The following is a 19001-nucleotide window of genomic DNA, read 5'->3' as shown; positions in this document are numbered from 1 at the left end:
ACGCCCGTTACAGCCAGGGGGAGGGCCGGTTCGGCGCTATGACCAGGGAACTCGTCAAGGCCTCGCGCGTGCGCATAGCCGATCTGACACCGGGGACCGACCTCTATCTCGGGGTGTACCTGAGCGCGCCGGGCCTGGTGTTCGACATCAGCTGCTTCGGGCTGGACGCCGAGGAACGGCTCAGCGACGACCGCTACTTCGTCTTCTTCAACCAGCCCGCCAGTCCCGAGGGCTCGATCCGCCTGCTGGGCGCGCAGTCCGGTGACACCGAGGCGTTCCGGGTGGTGCTGCCGGACGTCCCGCCGGCCATCCACCGGCTGAGCCTGACCGCGACCATCGACGGCGACGGCCGCATGGCGCAGGTCGCCTCCGGGTACGTCCGGCTGGTCGCGGACGGCGTGGAGGTCGGCCGCTACTCGTTCACCGGAGCGGAGTTCAGCACCGAGCGTGCGGTGATGCTGGCGGACGTCTACCGGCGGAACGGGGAGTGGCGTTTCACCCCGGTCGGACAGGGCTTCGACGGAGGCCTGCGGGCGCTGCTGGAGAACTTCGGCGGCGAGGCGATCGAGGACGAGCCGGAGGCGGCCCCGGCCTCGGCGGCTCAGCCCTCCGTCGTGCCGGCGCCGACCGTCCGGGTGCCCGTCGTGCCGGCGCCCACCGTTCAGGTGCCCGTCGTGCCGGTGCCCGCCGGTGAGGCAGCGGCCGTCCGGCTGCCGCCCCCGCCGCCCCCGACCCCGCCAGCCGTGCCGCCGGAGCCGCCCGCGCGGCCGGGAGTCCGGATCAGCCTGGTGAAGTACGCCGAGGTCCCCGAGCAGACCGGCTGGGTGCAGCAGAACGACCACCTCGTCCGCTACACCCTCACCAAGGGGCAGGACGTCCTCGCCCTGCACGGCAGCATGGTGGCCTACCAGGGCCGGGCCGAGTTCGCCCACGAGAGCTCCGGGGTGCTGCGCAGGCTGACGGGCAACCTCACCGGGCAGACGCTGAAGCTGATGCGGGTGACCGGCGAGGGCCAGGTGTTCCTGGCCGACGAGGCGAGCCACCTCCACACGGTGCGGCTGGAGGGCGACGCGATCTGTGTCAGCTCCGACCGGGTGCTCGCCTTCGACGCGCACCTGGAGCACGAGGTCCGCCGGATCGAGGGCGAGGGCCTGCCGAACGGGGGCTTCTACACGCTCCAGTTCAGCGGTCACGGCACGGTCGTGGTGAAGACCAACGGCATCCCGGTGGTGCTTCCGGTCACCCCCGGGCCGGAGACGTACGCCGACGTCCACGCACTGGTCGCCTGGTCGCGCGGAGCGCAGGTGATCACCACGGCGCCGGTGCGGATCCGGCGCTCCGCCTACGCGGGGCACGCCGCGGAGTCGTACAGCCTTCAGTTCAGGGGCGGGCCGGGCAACTTCATCGTGGTCCAGCCGTTCGAGGTGTGAGCCGGGCAGAGAGCCCCGGGCAAGGAGGTCGGGAATGGAGCGGCAGCTGCTGTCGGGCACGTACCTGGAGGGCTGCACGGCCGCACCGGCCACGGCCCGGATGGCCAACCACGGCGGTGCGATGTGCAGGGTCGCCGTGACGAGCGGACAGGACGTGCTCGCCAAGGCGGGCGCGATGGTGGCCTACGACGGCTTCCTCCAGTACGAGCCGGTGTCGCAGTCGTTCCGCCGCACGCTGGGCGAGTGGGCGTCGGGCGAGCGCAGCCCGCTGCTGCGCTGGTTCGGGGACGGCACGCTCTACCTGGCCGACTTCGGCGCGGACGTGCTCAACCTCCAGCTCGACGACGAGTCGCTGTCGGTCAACGGCTCGCACCTGCTGGCCCTGGACGCCTCGCTGGGCTGCACCGTCGAGAAGGTGAAGGGGCCGGCGCTGCTGGCCGGCACCGGCCTCTACAACGTGACGGTGAGCGGCAGCGGCTGGGTGTCGGTCACCTCCCGGGGCGTCCCGGTGGTGCTGGACTGCGCCGAGGCCGAGACCTACGTCGACCCGGACGCGCTGGTCGCCTGGACGACGGGGCTGGAGATCAGGACCCGGCGGACCCTCAAGGTCGGCGCGCTGATCGGCCGGGGCAGCGGCGAGGCGGTGCAACTGGGCTTCAGGGGCTCGGGGTTCGTCGTCGTCCAGCCCAGCGAGGACACGTCCGGCCGACTCAAGATCCGCGGCTGAACAGCCCGCAGCTGAGGAGCAACGAGCACCGTGCAGAGTCCCCTTCTCGACCACACCGCCCTCGTCGGCGACGAGCGCTTCGCCCTGCAGAACCCGCAGCTGCTGCGGGTCGCGCTGGACGGGCGGGCCGAGGTGCTGGCGCGTACCGGCGCGATGGTGGCGCACACCGGCCGGGTCCGGTTCACCGCCTGGAGGCCGCCCCGCAGCCAGCGCAACCAGCAGGCCGGCCACGGCGGGTGGCAGGGTGGCCCCGGCGCGGCGCAGCCCGCCGCCCTGGACCTGATGCGCTGCACCGGCACCGGCACGGTCTACCTGGCCAACCTCGCCCAGCACCTGCACATCCTGGAGCTGCAGCGCGACCGGCTGACCATCACCAGCAACTACGTCCTCGCCCTCGACGCCGGCATCGCGTGGCAGGCGGTCGGGATCGAGGGCGGCGAGCGGATCTCCGGCGTCGGCAGTCGCAGCCTGGAACTGTCCGGCCGCGGCACGGTGGTGGTGATGACCTCCGGCCGGCCGCTGGTGATGCCGGTCCGGGCGGGCGAGTACGTCTACGCGGACGCGGACGCCGTGGTCGGCTGGTCGTCGGCGCTGGAGGTGCAGCTCCAGGCGCAGAGCGCCAACACGGAGGCCTGGCGCCGGCGCGGCACCGCGACCGAGGGGTGGGAGCTGTCCTTCACCGGTGACGGCTTCGTCATCGTCCAGCCCAGCGAGCTGCTGCCGCCGCAGCGCGTGCCGCTGCGCTGACCCCCGCAGGAGCGGTGCCGTGCGCGGTCACCGCCGCCGGGTGAAGCCGCCTTCGACCAGGTAGAAGTCCGCGTCCTCCCGGACGGGCACCTCGCACCTGGCAGCGGCGGGCGGGGCGGTCGGGTCGTCGTAGCGCGGGATGCGCCAGCCGACCCGGCGGTGGCCGCTGTCGTCGGTGTAGAAGCTGAAGGCGGTCTCGGGATGCCAGGCCGCCGCCGGCCCCGGCCGGGACTGGCCCGGCATGGTGATGGTCAGTGACGAGACCGTCCCGGTGAGGGCCGTGGTGGAGCCCGTGGTGATCAGGCAGTCGACGTCGATCTCGGCGTTCACGACGCCCCCCTCGGGGAACTCGTGCCGGATCGTGGCGTGCCCCCGTGCCTCGGTCGAGCCCGTGGTGCTGCCGGGCCGGTGCCGGGAGCGGGCGTCGACGGCGAGGGTGAGCCGGTCGTCCTTGGGGGCGGGGCCGGTCGTGTCGAGCCGCGCCCACCCCCGCAGCTCCGCCTTCGGCCCGGCCGCCGCCGAGGCGGCCGGGGCCGCGAACACCGTCGCGGCGGTCAGGACCGCCATGCCTGCGAGGAGCCTACGCATCGTCAAACCTCTTTCAGTGCAGCCGAGTCTGCTCTTCCGGCCGCCGGGGCCGTGCTTCCAAGGTCGCACCGGCCGGGCGCCCCGGTCCTCCGTCGCGGGAACGGTCCTCCTCACCCGCGCGGGGGAGGAAAGCCCTTGCTGACGTCTTGTCAGGAAGAGGGCCTGTCTCTACCGTCGAGTAACGGCATCGGGCGAACCCTCGTCCCGGACCCTGATCGCACCCGCGAAGGAGTGGCGATGTCCCATGCCAGGCCCCGGCCGGACTCCGGTCCCCACCGCGAGTCCCGCCGCACCAGAGCCATCGGCGCCCTCGCCGCAGTCGTCGTCCTGTCCCTCGCCACCGCAGCCCCGGCGGGCGCGGCGGGTGCGGCCGGTGCGGCCTCCGAGCGGACGGAGGGGCTGCGCGAGGTGCTGTTCGTGGGCAACAACTGGGACGGCACCGCGGACGTCATCCACTCCAGCGGCGACCTGGCCCGGATCGGCCGCCTCAACGTCGTCCCCGACAAGGACCAGCGGCTCACCGAGATCTACCTCAACCCCGTCAAACTCGCCTACTTCCTGGGCATCCGCCTGGGCCCGGGGGAGGGCCACGACCAGTTCGTCGACGACATGTACTCCACCCCGGACGGGTCCGCGGTGGTCGTCTCCCGCCCGAGCTTCGCCGACGTCGTCTCCCTCGACGTCGCCACCGGCCGGATCAACTGGCGTTTCCCCGTGTCGGGTTACCGCTCCGACCACATGGCGCTCTCCCCGGACGGCACCCGGGTGGCGGTCTCCGCCTCCACCTCCAACACGGTCCACGTGCTCGACGTCCGCACCGGCGCGCAGCTCGGCTCCTTCGCGACCGGCGACAAGCCCCACGAGAACCTCTTCACCGACGGCGGGCGGCGGATCTGGAACATGTCCATCGGGGAGGTCAACACCGCCCTCGACGCCCCGTGGCTGGACTGGACGAAGGGCGACCGCAGGATCACCGTGGTCGACGCCGACACCTTCGCACAGGTCAAGGTCATCGACATGCGGGAGCGGCTCGACGCCGCCGGCCGTTCGGACCTCTCCGACGCGGTCCGGCCGGCCGCGTTCACCCCCGACGGGTCGAAGCTCTACTTCCAGGTGTCCTTCTTCAACGGCCTGGTCGAGTACGACGTCGTCGCCGACCGGATCACCCACATCAAGACGCTGCCGAAGAACCCCGCGACCAGCGAGGACCGCACCACCTGGGTCAACGACTCGCGCCACCACGGCCTGTCGGTGAACCCGGCCGGCGACAAGCTCTGCGTCGCCGGCACCATGGACGACTACGCGACGGTGGTAGACCGCGCCACCCTCCAGGAGGGACCGCTGGTGCCCGCCTCGAAGCCCTACTGGGCCACCGTCAGCGGCGACGGCAAGTCCTGTGTGATCTCCGAGAGCGGCGCCGACCAGGTCACCGCGATCGACTTCGCGACCGGACGGAAGACCGCCTCGGTGCCGGTCGGCGACCACCCGCAGCGCGTACGCCTCGGCCACGTGCCGGCCGGCTGGACGGGGCCCTCGGCGCGGTGAGCTGCCCCCCGCACGCTGAACGGTGCCCTCCGCGTCGAGTGACCCTCCGCGCGCCGGCCGCCGTCCCGGCCGCCGCCCGGCGGTGCGCTACGCCTGGTAGACGATCAGGAAGTCGTCGTAGACGTGCCGCCCGGGCCGGCCGGCCACCTCGACGAGCGCGCGGCGGATGTCGTGCAGCTGGCCGACCGTCATCTGCAGCGGCGGCTCGTCGGGCTGGTAGGTGTAGCGGATCGGGTAGTCGACGCCGGGCTCGGTGGTCATCTCGATGTGGCAGCCGAGCACATGGCTGACCGGGTGGGCGTCCGCGAAGGCGATCAGCCGGTCGACGGTCGCGACGTAGGCGTCCCAGTCGGCGACGTACAGGCGGCCCGGGTAGACGGTGTCACCGGTGAGCAGGAAGCCGGTGAACGGGTCGTAGTAGGTGATCGCCGCCGCGTGGTGGCCGGGGCTGGCCAGGCACGTCAGGACGCGGCCGCCGAGGTCGAGCAGGGCCGGCGTGCCGGGATCGTCACCCAGGCCGAGGAACTCCCGGACGGTGTCCAGCGCGGCGTCCACCACCACCGTGTCCGGCCGGCCGGCGAACTGGGCGTCCCCCGCGACGTGGTCGCCGTGCCCGTGGCTGTGCAGGACGAGCAGCTGGTAGCCGGTGCGCGGGTGGCGGGCGAGCCAGTCCGCGACCAGCCCGTCGACGACGCGCCGCAGCGGGAAGTACTCGGGGGAGGCGGTGGCGCCGGTGTCGATCAGGACCGCGCGCTCGTCGCCGAACAGCAGGAACAGGAACGGGGCCTCGTAGTCGACCGCCTTGTTCTGCCGCAGGATGACGGTGTGCTCGTCGTAGTGGTGGACCTGGAGCTCGGGGTCGGTGTTGTGCTTCGCCGACTCGGAGCCGTGGATCCAGCGCACGTCGAGCGAGCGCCGTGCGGCCTGCGCGGCCTGGTCCGAGAAGTCCACCGGGTTCGGGCCGGAGGTCATGCGCGTTCTCCCGTCAACGGGCTCCGCACCGGGCGGGAATGCCGGTTGCCGCCCCCGTCCGGCGTCGGCTCGGCAGTGAGCCGCCCTGGCGAACCTACCAGGCGCCCGCCGCCCGCCCCGGTCCCGCCCCGGCCAACTCCCCGGCCCTTCAAGGCGATGCTCGTGCGCCCCGCGCCCCGCGCCCCGGCGCCGTGTTGGGCGATGCGCGGGCGATCCTCAGGCGGAACGCGAATGATCCGTGGTCATATGATCCGCTATATTCGCCGCGCGGCCCGTGGGGAGCGGGCGCCTCCGCCTACCTCACCGGGAATCCAGCCACCGTGTCGCAGCCTCTCGACGATCCGTCCTCCGCCGTGCCCGCACCGCCGGCGGAGGCCGCAGGCCCCGCCGTGCCGCCGCCGGGCCCGGCCGACCCCTTCGCGCCGCCACCGGCCGGGCGGACGGCCTACGGGCCGGGCGCCCACGGATGGCCGCCGAACGCGCCGGGCCAGCCGGCGCGGAAGCGCTTGAGCGGACTCGCCGTCACCTCGCTCGTGCTCGGCGTCCTCGGGTTCGTCCCGCCGCTGTCACTGGTGTCGTTCGGGTTCTCCATCGGCGCCTTCCGGCGGATCTCGCGCCGCAGCCAGCGCGGCTTCGGCCTCGCCGTCGGGGGGCTCGTGTTCTCCTGCTTCTGGGGGCTCGTCACCGTCGCGGTGGCGGTGCTCCTCGCCTTCGTCTTCCACGACCTCTCGTCGGGCCCCGAGCGAGGCCCGGACGGTCGGCCGAAGTACGCCGGGCCGGCGGGCCAGTGGTACCTGAAGGCGGGCGACTGCGCCACCGACTACCTGTCGCCGAGGCGCGACCACGACCCGGACGACTACCAGGTCGTCCCGTGCGACCAGCCGCACCGGTACGAGGTGTTCGCGGTGGTCCGCATCCCCGGCGGGACCTCCTACCCCGGAGTGGACGCCGTCAGCGAGACCGCCGAGCGGCTCTGCCAGGAGCGGCAGAGCGGCACGGAACGGCCGCGGGGCGCCAGCATGGGCACGTCCTACCCGTCGGCGCTCGCCTGGTGGGTGCCCGGTGACCACGAGGCGCTCTGCTACTACAGCTCGGCGACGGAGTGGACCGGCCCGGTCAAGCCGGCCACCCCGACCGGCACTCCGTCGACGGTCTGACCGTCCTCCGGCGACGGACGGTCACGGTCGGTGGACCGGCGTCACCGGCCGCACCCGGCATCGACCCGATCCCGATGGCCTGGACCTGTGCCCAGGCCGGCCTGCCGCCCGGACGGCGTGCCGAGGGCTCGGACACGGGCGTGCGATCAGTCGTCGAGAAGCCGGTCGACCGCGGCGTCGATGTCGAGGTGGCGGCTCTCCGAACCGGCGGGCACCAGCGCGAACGAGTCGGCGAGGAACGCGGCGACGGCGTCGGCCGGAGCACTGAGCACCGCCTTGCCGACGGGCCCCTCCAAGGTGATCAGCACCTCGCCCGCGCACCCGGGACAGACCTTCACGTCCCCGCGTCCGGCCGGGGCGTGGCGTCCCTCGTCCAGCAGCTCACGGCTGAAGTACCAGCACACCTGGGGATCGCTGCCCGTGCAGCTGCACCCGGCCAGTGGGAACGAGAGGCACGCCGCGTAGGGGAGGCCGGGGTCGAAGCTGAGCTGCGCGTCCACCGCGACGTCGGGCAGCGGGCTGTCGGGGAACGTGACGGGCAACGGGTGAACGGCGGACCTCGGCATCGGTTCGTCCTCCTGCGACGCTGCGCCGGCCCCCGGTGGGCCGACCCTCACCCAGTCGCCTACCCGGGACCGGGCGTGCCAGTCGGCAGGTCTGGAACCTCCACAACTCCTCTGCACGCACGATGCGTTGTCAAAGGCATGGCCGAGGCACCGGCGATCCGGTCCGGCGCCGGTGACGACCCGGGCTGGTGGCGACCCGGGCCGGTGCACGGCGTTAGTAGGGCATCGGGCGACCGGAGGGGTCCGCAGGTCGAGCGGGGGCCGCGGCCGCGGGCGGGCCGGGTGCTTGGCGATCCTGATCCGTTCCATCGCGGTCACCTTCTCGGGGAGGACTCCACCATGGCCCGGAGCCCGGCACGGGTCCCAGAGGCCCCGGCCCCCGCTCCGGGGCCGGGCCAGGACCCCGCGCGGGTGGGGCGTCCGGCCCATGTGCACGGGCACACGCGGGACCGCCGTCAGGCGCGGCTCGCGGCTCGCGGGTCCCGCCCCGGCCTTCGCCGCAGGCCTCACACCAGCGCGGCGCCCCAGGCGCGGGCCCGGTCGAGTTCGCCCTCGCGGAGCGGGCCGTCGCCGTTCTCGACGATGAAGCCCTCGGGTTCGGCGACCACGTCGTAGTGGTGGCGGGAGAGCCGCTGGGCGATGCCGGCGGCCGCGCCGCCGCTGCCGGGCGAGGCCCCCCGGGTGTCGAAGGCCGCGGCGTGCGTGCCGTGCTCCGTCTTGGGGAGCTGGTGGAACCAGTTGCGCAGACCCGGGCCCTCGGCGGTCTCGTACGCCTCGTGGGCGGCGTCCTCGTGCCCTTCCTTCTTCGCCTCGGCCATGGCGGCCATCCGGCGGCTGAGCCCGGAGGACATGCCGCGCATGTGGGTGGGGCCCCCGACCACCAGGAGGTCCGCCGTCCGGGCGACATCGGCGTCCGCCCGGGCGACCGGGAGGCAGTCGACCGACGCCCGGGGGTCGGCCTGGTGGACACCCTCGGCGATGGCCTCGGCGATCTCGCGGGTGTTGCCGTACATGCTCTCGTACACGATCACGGTGTGCATGGCTCTCACCTCTCGTCACCTGTCGTCACCACCAGGCTGCCGCGCCGCGCGGGACGGCGGCGTGGGCCGTTCGGCCCGGCCGTGCCGCCGAACGGTCCCGGAAGGGATCACCCGGGAGGTCATCCGGCAGAGATCACCCGGCAGTGGTCACCTGGCACTGGGCCCCTGGCCCGGGCGCCGCGGGCGCCGTCGGGCTCACTGGTGCACCTTGGTGGTGTCAGTGGTGAGGTCGTCCAGGTGCCGAGGTCACCGTGCTGGTGGAGGCTGGTGACTGTCGGCGGCCTGGTGTCCGTGCCGCCGATGCACCGTGGTGCCGCCGGGTCATCGCCCCGCTCGCTCGACGCTGTGACGTCCGGACTGAGTTCCGCGAGGCCCGACGGCGGACCGGTACGCGCCGACCGTCTACAGGGCTGTGCGCCACCGAGCGCCGATCAGTGAGCGAAGCGGCAGTCCGCGTCCGGGAACCAAGGTGCCTCCCCACTGGGCTAGCAGCGAGGAGGCTGTGATGGATTCTGCCCCGGCCCACCTGCCCAACACCCCGTCCGGCGCGGTAACCGCCGGAATCGACTGGGCCCGCGACGACCACGCGGTGGCCGTCGTCGACGCCACCGGCCGTACCCTGGAGCGCTTCACCGTCCCCCACACCGCCCAAGGACTGCGCGACCTGCCCCGACGCCTGCACCGGGCGGGCGCCGGGGAGGTGGCCATCGAACGCCCCGACGGCCCGGTGGTCCAAAGCCTCCTCGACGCCGCACTGACCGTTGTGGTCATCAGCCCCAACCAGGTCAAGAACCTCCGCTCGCGCTACGGCTCGGCCGGGAACAAGGACGACCGCTTCGACGCCTTCGTCCTGGCCGACACCCTGCGCACCGACCGGGCCCGCCTGCGGCCGCTGACACCGGACAGCCCCCGCACCACCGCCCTGCGCGTCACCTGCCGGGCCCGCAAGGACCTGGTCCACCACCGCGTCGCCCTGGCCAACCAGCTCCGCGCCCACCTGCGCAACGCCCTTCCCGGCGCCGTCGGTCTCTTCGCCGACATCGACAGCCCCGTCAGCCTGCGCTTCCTGGTCCGCTTCGACTGCCAGGACCGCGCGGACTGGCTCACCCCCACCCGCATGAGCGCCTGGCTGGACGGCGCGGGCTACAGCGGCCGCACCACCGCCCGGACACTGTGCCGACGCCTGAAGGACGCCCCCCCGCGGGCCCACCGGAAACCGCGGCACCGCCCTGACCCACGTCACCCGGGCCCTGGTCGCGGCCCTGAACACCGTCACCGAGCAGATCAAAGCCCTCTCCGACCAGATCACCGAGCAACTGCGCCTGCACCCCGACGCCCCCGTGTTCACCTCCCTGCCCCGCTCGGGAACCGTCCGCGCAGCCCGACTCCTCGCCGAGATCGGTGACTGCCGGGCACGCTTCCCCACCCCGGAATCCCTCAGCTGCCTGGCCGGAGTGGCACCCTCCACCCGCCAATCCGGCAAGGCCCGCCATGTCGGCTTCCGCTGGGCCGCCGACAGACAGCTCCGCGACGCCGTCTGCGACTTCGCCGGCGACTCACGCCGGGCCAACCCCTGGGCCGATGACATCTACACCCGCGCAATCAACCGAGGATGCGACCACCCGCACGCGGTCCGCATCCTCGCCCGATCCTGGCTCTACGTCATCTGGCACTGCTGGCAGGACCACACCGCCTACAACCCAGCCCGACACAGAGCCCTCCAAGCCCTGCTCGCCAAAGATCCCGAACTAGCGGCTTGACACAGGGCAACTCAGTCGTGCGGGACGACGGCGACCGGGCAGCGGACGTGGTGGATCGCGGCGTGGGCCACCGAGCCCAGGTGCGCACCCAGCGGCGACCTGCGGAGCCGACGGCCGATCACGACCAGCCCGGCCGCCGCCGAGGTGTCCACCAGCGCCGCGGCGGCACTGCCCTGGACGAGGTCGGGCACCACCACGACCCGGGGATACCGGGACCGCCAGGGCGCCAGGAGGTCGGCGAGGCGCCTCGTCCCGACCGTCAACTGCTCTTGGTCGAAGGCGCCGATCGCGTCCAGCGCCAGGTGACTGCTGCTCCGCGGCGACCAGGCGTGGACGACCCGCAGCGGCGCCGGGCGCCGGTCCGCGACCGCGAAGGCGAACGCCAGGACGGCGTCGCCCGGGTGGTCGAGGTCCACCCCGGCGACGACCTCCCGACCCGCGTCGTCGTCCCCGTCCCCGCCGTCACCGTTGCCGTCCTGGCCCTTGCCGTCCCCGTCCCCGCCGTCGCCGTCGCCGCCGCCCCCGCCGCCGTCACTCCCGCCGTCTCCCGCCCGGACCAGCACCACCGGGCAGGCGGCCCTGCGCAGCACCTGGTGGCTCACCGAGCCGACCAGGAAGCCGCGTACCGTGCTCAGCCCGCGGGAGCCGAGCACCAGCAGGGAGGCGGTCCGTCCGGCGGCCTCCAGCGCCTCGGCCGGGTCCTTGTGGACGTGTGCCGAGGTCACCTCCAGGCCGGCGAGTTCCGCCCGCAGGTCGGCCTCCCGGGCGGCCAGCCGCTGACGGCTCAGGGTGATCGCCTCGTCCGTCCCGACCACGTCGGTGCCCGGCCACGGCCAGGCCTGGAGGATCTGCAGGGGGAGCCTCTGGCGCAGCGCCTCCCGGGCCGCCCAGCCGGTGGCGGCGAGGCTTTCGGGCGAGCCGTCGAAACCGACGACGACGGGTCCGTTCATGGGTTCCTCCGGTACTCGGACGGGACCGTGGGGGCGGCGGGCGGGGGTGGACTCACGGCCCGTCGTCCGGGGGAGTGGGCACGGTGACGACCGGGCAGTGGGCGCGGTGGAGCAGGCCGTGCGGCACGGAGCCGAGCCGCATGCCGGTGAAGCCGCCGTCGCCCCGGCGGCCGACGACGACGGCGAGCGCGTGCTCGGACGCCTTCGCGAGCTCCTCGACGGGGTGCCCGTGGACCACCTCGTGGGCCACGTGGACCTCGGGGTGGAGTCCGCGCGGGCCTGCGGTGGCCTCGACGAGCAGCCGCCGGAGCTCCTGCTCGGTGCTCTGCGGGTCGACGCGGCCGATGGCCGGGCGGTGCCAGACCTGGACGGCGCGCAGGTCGGCGTGCCGCTCCGCGGCGAGGCCGATGGCGACGTCCACGGCGGCGGCCGACGACGCGCTGCCGTCCACCCCGACCACGACGTACGGGGGGTCCTGGGTGACGTGCTCGGGCTCGCGGACGACGACGACCGGGCAGTGGGCCTGGGCGCTGACCGGGACGGTCACCGAGAAGGTGCTCAGCACCTCCTCCATCCGGCTGAGCCGCCGCGTGCCGAGGACGACGAGCCCGGCGCGGGCGGACTCCCGGCACAGCGCCACCGTCGGCACCTCCTCCGCGACGACGGTGGACACGTCGAGGCCGGGGTGCCGCTCGCGGGCCGCCGCCGCGGCCCGGTCGAGGGTCTCGTAGGCCTGCTCACGCCGCCTCGCGCGGCGGCGGTCCTCGTCGAGCGCGTGGAAGTCCTGGGGCGGGACGGCGTGCACCAGCAGCAGGGGCAGTCCCCGTCGGGCGGCCTCGTCGGCCGCCCACACGGTCGCCATCGGCCCGGGGGCCGCGGCGTCGACGCCGAGGACGACCGGACGGTCCCGGCCGTCCGAACTCGCGGCTGTCATGGTTCCTCCACACAGGCTCGGCGACCGGACGGGGGCCACGTCGGCCCGCTCCTGACCTCCCACGCTAGGCAGACCCGCCGCCCGCCGCGAGGGCCGTCCGGCCCCGCGGGCCCCGCAGTCGCCGGGCAGGTGGGTGGGCGGGCAGCCGGGAAAACGGGCGGGCGCGCAGGCGGGCACGGGCCGGAGGGCCCGGGGACATGGCCCACTCGGCCCTGCGGCGGCGGCCCCCGCGGGGGGACACTGGGGCCACGACCGGCAGCGCCAGGCCCGGTCCCGAGGAGGTGCGCCATGCCCGCCCAGCAGCTCCCGGCCACGCACACGACCCTCGGACGACACGTCCGCCGCGCCACGGGCCGGGACCGGAACCCGCTCTGCCGTCCGCTCGACCGGGCCTACAGCCGGCTCGTGACCACACTGGCGCTGCTCCTGGCGGCCGCGGCCGCCGTGTCCGTCTGCGCGGCGCTGCTGGTGTACCGGACGGAGACGCACACCGCCGCCGCGACGGCCCGGCACCGGCACGCCGTCACCGCGGTGACGACCGGCTCGGCCTGGTCGGACGACTTCCGGGCCGGGGCCCCGCGAGCGCAGGCCGAGGCCCGCTGGGAGTACCCGGCCGGGCCCGGGAGCGGCACGATCCACGTGCAGGCCGGGACGCCCGTCGGCACGTCCGTCCCGATCCTGCTCGACGACTCCGGGAACCCCGCGGCCGCTGCCAGGAGCACCGGGCTGATCGCCTCGGACGCCGTGCTCGTCGGCCTCGGCACGGGAGCGATGCTCGCGACGGCGGCGGCCGGTGCGTACGAGGCCGGGCGCCACACCCTGGACCGCAGGGCCGAGCGGAGCTGGGAGCCCGACTGGGAGCGGGTGGAGCCGCACTGGTCCGGCCGCCGCTGACCGGTCCGGCTGCCACCGGCCGACCTGCCGACGGGCGGGTCCGACCGGCCCGCCGGTGCACGGGGCGGGCGGGGCGCGCAGAATCGGGGAGGGGACGGCCGGGCTATCCAGGGAGCAGGCGATGGACGCGACGGAGTCCGCGGGGCCGGAGCAGACCGTGCGGGTGTTCCTGCTGGACGACCACGAGGTGGTCCGGCGCGGCGTGCGCGACCTGCTGGAGGCCGAACCCGACATCGAGGTCGTCGGCGAGGCCGGCACCTGCGCGCAGGCGCTGGCCCGGGTCCCGGCGCTGCGTCCGGACGTCGCCGTCCTCGACGTGCGGCTGCCGGACGGCGACGGGGTCAGCGTCTGCCGGGAGCTGCGGGACGTGCTGCCCGGGCTGGCCTGCCTGATGCTCACCTCGTTCGACGACGACGACGCGCTGCTCGACGCGATCATGGCCGGCGCGTCCGGGTACGTGCTGAAGCAGGTCAAGGGCGCCGACCTGGTCAGCGCGGTGCGCACGGTGGCCTCGGGCCAGTCCATGCTGGACCCGGCCACCACCCGCAAGCTGATGGAGAGCCTGCGCCACCATGAGGAGAGCGCGACCGACGTGGCGCTCGCCCGGCTGACACCGCGCGAGCGGGAGATCCTCGCGCTGGTGGGGGAGGGCAAGACCAACCGGCAGATCGGCCAGGAGCTCTACCTCGCCGAGAAGACGGTGAAGAACCACGTCTCGCGGCTGCTCGCCAAACTGGGCGTGGAGCGGCGACTCCAGGCCGCCGTCCTGGCCGCGCACGCCGACGCCGACCACCTGGAAGGCCCGCACGCCGAGGCGCCCCAGCACCACCGGCCGTGAGCTCCCGCGCCCGCCGTGAGCTCCCGCGCCGCCCGACGGGGGACCCGTGCCCGACGCGCGCCCGAGCCCGACGGCCCCCGGGATTGAGCCGAACGGCCCAAGCGCCCGCCCCGCTCCCGGCCGCACGGTGGTGGTGAGGGGGAAAGCCTCACCGGCCCGGCCGAGGAGCCCACGATGATGTACTGGAACGATCACGGTATGAGCGGCTGGGGATTCGGCCTGATGACCGTGAGCATGCTGCTCTTCTGGGGTCTGCTGATCTTCGGCGTGGTGGTCCTGGTCCGGTACGTCGGCCATGCCTCCCAGCACCACCCTGCGGCCCCGCCCCCTGCGGCCCCGCCCCCTGCCGGCCCGCCGACCGAGCGGCCCACGCCCGAACGGCTGCTCGCCGAGCGCCTCGCCCGCGGCGAGATCGAACCGGAGGAGTACCGCCGACGCCTGGACGTGCTCCGCGGCGATCCGCCGGCCGCCGGCCGCCGGCCGGCGGCCGGCGGTTGACCGCTGACCGCTGACGCCTGACCGCGAACAGGTGACCGCGACCGGCCGCCGGCTGACCGCGAACCGCAGAAGGCACGCACCCCTGGAGACGGCCATGACCACCCTCACCCTCGACGCCGCCGCGCTGGAGAAGCTCGTGTCCGCAGCGGTCGCCGCACCCTCCCTCCACAACAGCCAGCCCTGGCGCTTCCGGCTCCAGCCGGAGACCTCGACCCTGGAGGTCCGCGCCGCCCGCGAGCGCGCCGTCCCGGCCGCCGACCCCCAGGGCCGCGCCATGCACATCTCGGTCGGCGCGGCACTGCTCAACCTGCGCGTCGCCGCCCGCCACCTCGGCTGGGCGCCGGACGTGCGCCTGCTCCCGGACCCGGCCGAACCGGACCTCTTCGCCGCCGTCCGGCTGGACGCCCCGGCGCCCGTCCGGCTCCCCGGCACGGACCAGCTGTACGAGGCGGTCTGGCACCGCCACACCATCCGCATGCCGTTCACCGAGGACCCGGTCCCGCCCGCCGTCCTCGACGAACTGGTGACGGTCGCGCGGGCGGAGGACGCCCTCCTCCACCTCCCCGGCCACGACGAGACGGCCCGCCTGCTGGAGCTCACCGCCGAAGGCGAGCGGCGCAACACCACCGACCAGGCGCAGCTCACCGAGAGCCGTCACTGGATCCGCAGCGGGGACGCCGTCCCGTACGGCATCCCCGCCACCGCCCTCGGGCCGCAGGACCGGGCGGGCCGACTGCCGATGCGGGACTTCGCCGCCATCCGGCCGGCCGAGCACCGCACCCCCGCCACCTTCGAACGCGAGCCGCGGATCGCCGTCCTCGCCACCGACCGCGACGGGCCGGTGGACTGGCTGCGCGCCGGCCTCGCCCTGGAGCACGTCCTGCTCACCGCCACCGTCCACGGCGTCCGCGCCTCGCTGCTCCACCAGGCGATGGAGTGGCCCTACCTGCGCTGGGCCGCCCGCGAGCCGCACCTGCGCCCCGGCCACGTCCAGATGCTGATCCGCCTCGGCTACGGTCCCGAGGGCGCGCCCACGCCGCGGCTGGCCACCGCCGACGTGCTGGAGGACCCGGAGGTGTAGTCGCAGCCCGCCCGGGGAGCCCTCGGCCCCGACCGCCGTCAGCCGCTGACGGACAGCTCGTGGTAGCGGCCGACCGTCTCGAAGCCGAGCGCCGTGTAGAGCGCGACCGCCGCCGGGTTGGCCGCCTTGACGTTGAGGGCGACATGATCGGCCGAGCCGAGCAGGCGCCGGCAGAGCTCCGCGACCACGGCCTTGCCGATGCCCCGGCCACGGGCACGCGGATGCGTCGTCACGTTGCCCAGGGCGGCTATGCGCTGCTCGGGCGACCACACGTGGACGCCCGCGACGGCGACCAGCTCACCCTTGTCCCGTACGCCGACGTACTGGCCGGTGTCGAGCATGCGCGGGTCGAACCAGTTGCCCGGGTAGGCCGTCTCGTACAGCGCCAGCAGGTCGGGCAGATCGGCACGGGTGAGCTGCTCGCCCCTGGCCTCCTGGCGCAGCAGCCGGTCGTGGTCGGTCAGGGCCATCCTGAGGTGCAGCCCGTTGGACTCCACGTCGAACCGCGAGCCGAGCACGTCCTCGGCCCCCTCGGCGATGTGGGCGTGGAAGCGCCGGGGGAGCAGGACGAGCAGCCCGTCGAGCAACTTCCGCAGCGTGCCCACGTCCTCGGGCCGGTCGAAGGCGAGCAGGGTCGGCAGCCCCGCGCCGTGGTAGACCAACGCGACGCTGTCACCGAGGCGGTACCAGTTCGTCCAGGGCCAGAAGAAGTCGTCGAGGTCGCCCAACTCGTAGGCGTGCAGTGCGGGATCGCGACGCAGCAGGGTGGCCAACTCGGCCCGGTCATGGACGGAAACGGGTAGCATCCGGCCGATCCTAAGGGCTGTCCCGCTGTTCCCTCATCCACAACCCCCGTGCGCTGTGGCGGCTGACGAGGCGGCTGACCGGCCAGATGGGGCGCACGAATCCGCTGGGCCCGCCCGCGGACGACGCGTAGTCTGTCGGACCATGTGCTACCACGCGTTCAACGGCGCCTTCCGGCACTACGTGTGCGTCGCGTGCCGGCTCGCCTTCAAGGGCAGCACGTGGCCGATCCGGAAGCGCATCTGCCCCGGCTGTCGTGAGCCGCTCGTCTTCGCCGGCTACGACTTCGCGGCGCCCCGGCGACGCGACAAGAAGGCATGGTCCGTCGTTGCGACCGTGCTCGCGGAGGGTCTGACCTACGATCACCGCCCGGGCTGCGGCTGCTCGCGGCTCCCCTCGTTCCGGCCCCGGACCCGAGCGCAGGTGCGTGTCCGGCGGCACGCGGCCGAGCGGCTGGGCCTGCCTCTGTCGGTAACCCTCGCCCGACGCGACGCCTTCACCCCGGAGAACCGCGACGAGCAACCGACCACCCTCGCTGTCGGCCGCGACGTGTGAGTGCTGACGCGGTGCGCCCGGGACGGCTGGTGGACGTTCCCCTGTCACTGGGCTGGCTGCCCGGAGGTCCCTTCGTTCGCCAGCGGGACGCGCCACTCCAGAGCGGTGCCGCCACTCTCGGTGCGGGGGCCGGCGGTGAAGGTGCCGCTGAGGGCGGCGGCGCGGTCGGCGAGGTTGGCCAGCCCGCTGCGCCGGCCGCCGGCCGGGAGGCCGACGCCGTCGTCCGTCACGGTCAGTGACAGCTCGGTCCCGGCGGTGAGCGTCACCTCGGCCGAGCCGGCGTTCGCGTGCCGGGCGACGTTGGACAGCGCCTCCTCCAGCACCGCGACGGCCGCGTCCGCGATCTCGGCGGGCACGGTGACGTCGAGCAGGCCGGACATCCGCAGGCCGGGGGTGAAGCCGAGGGTCCGGGCGGCCCGCTCGATCACCTCGACCACCCGGCTGCGCAGACCGGTCGCGGCCGGGCCGCTCTCGCGCAGGCGCAGGCCGAAGATGGTGGCGCGGATGGTCCTGGCCGTCTCGTCCAAGTCGTCGATCGCCCGCAGGACGCGGTCGGACGCCTCCGGGTGGTCGATGAAGCGGGTGGCGCCCTGAAGGGTCATCCCGGTGGCGAAGAGCCGCTGGATCGCGAGGTCGTGCAGGTCGCGGGCGATCCGGTCGCGCTCCCGCAGCAGCGCCACCTGCTCGGAGTCCCGGCGCCGCTCGGCCAGCTCCATCGCGACGGCGGCCTGACCGGCGAAGCCCAGCAGCGGTCCGGACTCCTCCTCGCCGAACAGCGCCGAGCCCGCGGCCCGGGCCAGCATCAGCACGCCGCGCACCCGGTGCTCCGTCGTGCCGATCGGCACCGCCACCGCCGGGCCCAGCCCCTCCCAGCGCGGCGGACCGGACGTGATCCGGGGGTCCTTGCGCACATCCGGGCTGACCACCAGCCCGCCGGTGAGGACCGCGGCACCGACGAAGGAGCCGTGCACCGGCAGGACGAGACCGCGGTGCGCCTGCTCACCCAGCCCGGCGGCGATCCGCACCTCCAGCGCGCCGCCGTCCGGCAGCGGCAGTGCGACGACGGCGAGGTCCGCGCCGGAGATCCCGGCGGCCCGGGCGACCAGCAGGTCGAGCACGTCCTGTTCCTCCTTCCCCGACAGCAGGGCGCTGGTCACCTCGGCGCTCGCCGCCAGCCACTGCTCGCGCAGCCGCGCCCGCGCGTACAGGCGGGCGTTGTCGATGGCGACCCCGGCGGCGACGGCGAGGGTGGCGAGCACCGACTCGTCCTCGGCGTCGAACTCCGCGCCGCCGCGCTTCTCGGTCAGGTAGAGGTTCCCGAACACCCTGTCCCGGACCCGGATCGGCACCCCCAGGAAGGAGCTCATCGGCGGGTGGTTGGCGGGGAAGCCGTACGAGGCGGGGTGGTCGGAGATCCGGGAGAGCCGCAGCGGCTCGGGGTGCCGGATCAGCTCGCCCAGCACGCCGTGGCCGGACGGCAGCGCGCCGATCAGCTTGATCCGTTGCTCGCTGAGGCCCACCGGGACGAACTGCGACAGTCGCTGGTCCTCGCCGATCACGCCCAGCGCGCCGTACTCGGCGTCCACCAGGGTGACCGCCGCCTCCACGATGTGGTGGAGCGCCTGGGTCAGCTCCAGCTCGCGGCCGACCGACAGCACCGCTTCCAGCAGGCTGTGGATCCGGTCGCGGGTGCCCCGGGCCGAGTCCAGCCGGGCCTGGAGCTCGTCCAGCAGCTCGTCCAGACGCAGCCGTGGTACGGGGGCGGAACTCTCCGATGCGCTGCCCAAGGGGTCCTCCCTGGCTCGCCCTACGCCACCGACCAGCCTAGGGCCCGACTTCCGACTCCCGCCTGCCTGGTGTTCGACGACGCGCCCCGAACACGCCCCCGGAGCCCCCCGAACGCGCCCCGGCCCGC

20 protein-coding genes are annotated in these 19001 nt (G+C 74.3%); 12 read left to right on the top strand and 8 right to left on the bottom strand.

All coding sequences use genetic code 11. From position 1 onward, the window contains the following. The first annotated feature begins 38 nt into the window (after positions 1 to 38). The 3 genes from C2142_RS00515 to C2142_RS00505 are packed head-to-tail and all read left to right on the top strand — an operon-like array spanning position 39 to position 2904. Positions 39 to 1430: a TerD family protein gene (locus C2142_RS00515; protein ID WP_148640537.1), complete on the top strand. Its 1392-nt coding sequence runs from the start codon at positions 39 to 41 to the stop codon at positions 1428 to 1430. A 34-nt stretch (positions 1431 to 1464) separates the two neighbouring features. Further along, positions 1465 to 2157, top strand: a complete 693-nt coding sequence (locus C2142_RS00510; protein ID WP_148640536.1) for an AIM24 family protein — start codon at positions 1465 to 1467, stop codon at positions 2155 to 2157. Between the two features lie 30 nt (positions 2158 to 2187). Further along, on the top strand, positions 2188 to 2904 hold the full coding sequence (locus C2142_RS00505; protein WP_148640535.1) for an AIM24 family protein: 717 nt from the start codon (positions 2188 to 2190) through the stop codon (positions 2902 to 2904). A gap of 27 nt (positions 2905 to 2931) precedes the next feature. On the opposite strand, the gene C2142_RS00500 is transcribed toward C2142_RS00505, so the two are convergent. Continuing rightward, complete coding sequence (locus C2142_RS00500) at positions 2932 to 3471, bottom strand: hypothetical protein (RefSeq protein ID WP_162002365.1); 540 nt, start codon at positions 3469 to 3471, stop codon at positions 2932 to 2934. A 258-nt stretch (positions 3472 to 3729) separates the two neighbouring features. Here C2142_RS00500 and C2142_RS00495 point away from each other — a divergent pair, with 258 nt between their 5' ends. Continuing rightward, positions 3730 to 5037 carry a YncE family protein gene (locus tag C2142_RS00495; RefSeq protein WP_206670878.1) on the top strand — a complete coding sequence of 436 codons (1308 nt, stop codon included), beginning with the start codon at positions 3730 to 3732 and terminating at the stop codon, positions 5035 to 5037. A gap of 87 nt (positions 5038 to 5124) precedes the next feature. Here C2142_RS00495 and C2142_RS00490 read toward each other — a convergent pair whose 3' ends face one another. Further along, positions 5125 to 6009 carry an MBL fold metallo-hydrolase gene (locus tag C2142_RS00490; RefSeq protein WP_148640533.1) on the bottom strand — a complete coding sequence of 295 codons (885 nt, stop codon included), beginning with the start codon at positions 6007 to 6009 and terminating at the stop codon, positions 5125 to 5127. A 506-nt stretch (positions 6010 to 6515) separates the two neighbouring features. Between C2142_RS00490 and C2142_RS00485 the strand changes: the two genes are divergently transcribed. Beyond that, positions 6516 to 7166, top strand: a complete 651-nt coding sequence (locus C2142_RS00485) for a DUF4190 domain-containing protein (protein WP_148640532.1) — start codon at positions 6516 to 6518, stop codon at positions 7164 to 7166. Positions 7167 to 7312: 146 nt separating this feature from the next. On the opposite strand, the gene C2142_RS00480 is transcribed toward C2142_RS00485, so the two are convergent. Then, positions 7313 to 7732, bottom strand: coding sequence for an SsgA family sporulation/cell division regulator (locus C2142_RS00480; protein ID WP_162002364.1), 420 nt, complete (start codon positions 7730 to 7732; stop codon positions 7313 to 7315). 506 nt (positions 7733 to 8238) lie between these two features. Beyond that, positions 8239 to 8772, bottom strand: a complete 534-nt coding sequence (locus C2142_RS00475) for a flavodoxin domain-containing protein (RefSeq protein ID WP_148640530.1) — start codon at positions 8770 to 8772, stop codon at positions 8239 to 8241. A 505-nt stretch (positions 8773 to 9277) separates the two neighbouring features. On the opposite strand from C2142_RS00475, the gene C2142_RS00470 reads away from it, so the two are divergent. Continuing rightward, positions 9278 to 10177: an IS110 family transposase gene (locus C2142_RS00470; protein WP_241002296.1), complete on the top strand. Its 900-nt coding sequence runs from the start codon at positions 9278 to 9280 to the stop codon at positions 10175 to 10177. Beyond that, the gene (locus C2142_RS39050) at positions 10113 to 10532 is read left to right on the top strand and encodes an IS110 family transposase (protein ID WP_241002295.1); all 420 of its coding nucleotides are present in this window, start codon (positions 10113 to 10115) and stop codon (positions 10530 to 10532) included. The genes C2142_RS00470 and C2142_RS39050 overlap by 65 nt, the downstream gene beginning before the upstream one ends. 11 nt (positions 10533 to 10543) lie before the next feature. Here the strand turns inward: C2142_RS39050 and C2142_RS00465 are convergent, their stop codons facing one another. After that, positions 10544 to 11482 carry a universal stress protein gene (locus C2142_RS00465; RefSeq protein ID WP_148640529.1) on the bottom strand — a complete coding sequence of 313 codons (939 nt, stop codon included), beginning with the start codon at positions 11480 to 11482 and terminating at the stop codon, positions 10544 to 10546. Between the two features lie 52 nt (positions 11483 to 11534). Continuing rightward, complete coding sequence (locus C2142_RS00460; RefSeq protein ID WP_148640528.1) at positions 11535 to 12416, bottom strand: universal stress protein; 882 nt, start codon at positions 12414 to 12416, stop codon at positions 11535 to 11537. A gap of 288 nt (positions 12417 to 12704) precedes the next feature. Here C2142_RS00460 and C2142_RS00455 point away from each other — a divergent pair, with 288 nt between their 5' ends. The 4 genes from C2142_RS00455 (at position 12705) to C2142_RS00440 (ending at position 15727) form a co-directional block, all read left to right on the top strand. Continuing rightward, a complete protein-coding gene (locus C2142_RS00455; RefSeq protein WP_148640527.1) occupies positions 12705 to 13310 on the top strand; it encodes a hypothetical protein in 606 nt (201 codons plus the stop codon). A gap of 121 nt (positions 13311 to 13431) precedes the next feature. Next, on the top strand, positions 13432 to 14148 hold the full coding sequence (locus C2142_RS00450; protein ID WP_148640526.1) for a response regulator transcription factor: 717 nt from the start codon (positions 13432 to 13434) through the stop codon (positions 14146 to 14148). 198 nt (positions 14149 to 14346) lie between these two features. Further along, positions 14347 to 14646 (top strand): SHOCT domain-containing protein, encoded by a 300-nt coding sequence (locus C2142_RS00445; protein WP_241002294.1) that lies wholly within the window; start codon positions 14347 to 14349, stop codon positions 14644 to 14646. A 94-nt stretch (positions 14647 to 14740) separates the two neighbouring features. After that, positions 14741 to 15727, top strand: coding sequence for a nitroreductase family protein (locus C2142_RS00440; protein WP_148640524.1), 987 nt, complete (start codon positions 14741 to 14743; stop codon positions 15725 to 15727). Positions 15728 to 15765: 38 nt separating this feature from the next. Here C2142_RS00440 and C2142_RS00435 read toward each other — a convergent pair whose 3' ends face one another. Beyond that, the gene (locus C2142_RS00435; RefSeq protein WP_148640523.1) at positions 15766 to 16533 is read right to left on the bottom strand and encodes a GNAT family N-acetyltransferase; all 768 of its coding nucleotides are present in this window, start codon (positions 16531 to 16533) and stop codon (positions 15766 to 15768) included. Positions 16534 to 16675: 142 nt separating this feature from the next. Between C2142_RS00435 and C2142_RS00430 the strand changes: the two genes are divergently transcribed. Next, positions 16676 to 17086 (top strand): hypothetical protein, encoded by a 411-nt coding sequence (locus C2142_RS00430; RefSeq protein WP_174315564.1) that lies wholly within the window; start codon positions 16676 to 16678, stop codon positions 17084 to 17086. 44 nt (positions 17087 to 17130) lie between these two features. Here C2142_RS00430 and C2142_RS00425 read toward each other — a convergent pair whose 3' ends face one another. Beyond that, entirely contained in the window at positions 17131 to 18873 is a 1743-nt protein-coding gene (locus C2142_RS00425; RefSeq protein ID WP_148640522.1) for a GAF domain-containing protein, read from the bottom strand. Positions 18874 to 19001: the final 128 nt, after the last annotated feature.

Source organism: Streptomyces sp. CB01881, assembly GCF_002953255.1.
Taxonomy (GTDB): domain Bacteria; phylum Actinomycetota; class Actinomycetes; order Streptomycetales; family Streptomycetaceae; genus Kitasatospora.
This window is presented reverse-complemented; position numbering and strand designations above follow the sequence as displayed.

Coding starts and splice junctions, on each gene's coding strand:
- C2142_RS00445 (WP_241002294.1), top strand. CDS start 14,347: ATGAGCGGCTGGGGATTCGGCCTGATGACCGTGAGCATGCTGCTCTTC.
- C2142_RS00500 (WP_162002365.1), bottom strand. CDS start 3,471: ATGGCGGTCCTGACCGCCGCGACGGTGTTCGCGGCCCCGGCCGCCTCG.
- C2142_RS00490 (WP_148640533.1), bottom strand. CDS start 6,009: ATGACCTCCGGCCCGAACCCGGTGGACTTCTCGGACCAGGCCGCGCAG.
- C2142_RS00460 (WP_148640528.1), bottom strand. CDS start 12,416: ATGACAGCCGCGAGTTCGGACGGCCGGGACCGTCCGGTCGTCCTCGGC.
- C2142_RS00480 (WP_162002364.1), bottom strand. CDS start 7,732: ATGCCGAGGTCCGCCGTTCACCCGTTGCCCGTCACGTTCCCCGACAGC.
- C2142_RS00515 (WP_148640537.1), top strand. CDS start 39: ATGACCAGGGAACTCGTCAAGGCCTCGCGCGTGCGCATAGCCGATCTG.
- C2142_RS00430 (WP_174315564.1), top strand. CDS start 16,676: ATGTGCTACCACGCGTTCAACGGCGCCTTCCGGCACTACGTGTGCGTC.
- C2142_RS00510 (WP_148640536.1), top strand. CDS start 1,465: ATGGAGCGGCAGCTGCTGTCGGGCACGTACCTGGAGGGCTGCACGGCC.
- C2142_RS00470 (WP_241002296.1), top strand. CDS start 9,278: ATGGATTCTGCCCCGGCCCACCTGCCCAACACCCCGTCCGGCGCGGTA.
- C2142_RS00435 (WP_148640523.1), bottom strand. CDS start 16,533: ATGCTACCCGTTTCCGTCCATGACCGGGCCGAGTTGGCCACCCTGCTG.
- C2142_RS00475 (WP_148640530.1), bottom strand. CDS start 8,772: ATGCACACCGTGATCGTGTACGAGAGCATGTACGGCAACACCCGCGAG.
- C2142_RS00455 (WP_148640527.1), top strand. CDS start 12,705: ATGCCCGCCCAGCAGCTCCCGGCCACGCACACGACCCTCGGACGACAC.
- C2142_RS00465 (WP_148640529.1), bottom strand. CDS start 11,482: ATGAACGGACCCGTCGTCGTCGGTTTCGACGGCTCGCCCGAAAGCCTC.
- C2142_RS00495 (WP_206670878.1), top strand. CDS start 3,730: ATGTCCCATGCCAGGCCCCGGCCGGACTCCGGTCCCCACCGCGAGTCC.
- C2142_RS00450 (WP_148640526.1), top strand. CDS start 13,432: ATGGACGCGACGGAGTCCGCGGGGCCGGAGCAGACCGTGCGGGTGTTC.
- C2142_RS00440 (WP_148640524.1), top strand. CDS start 14,741: ATGACCACCCTCACCCTCGACGCCGCCGCGCTGGAGAAGCTCGTGTCC.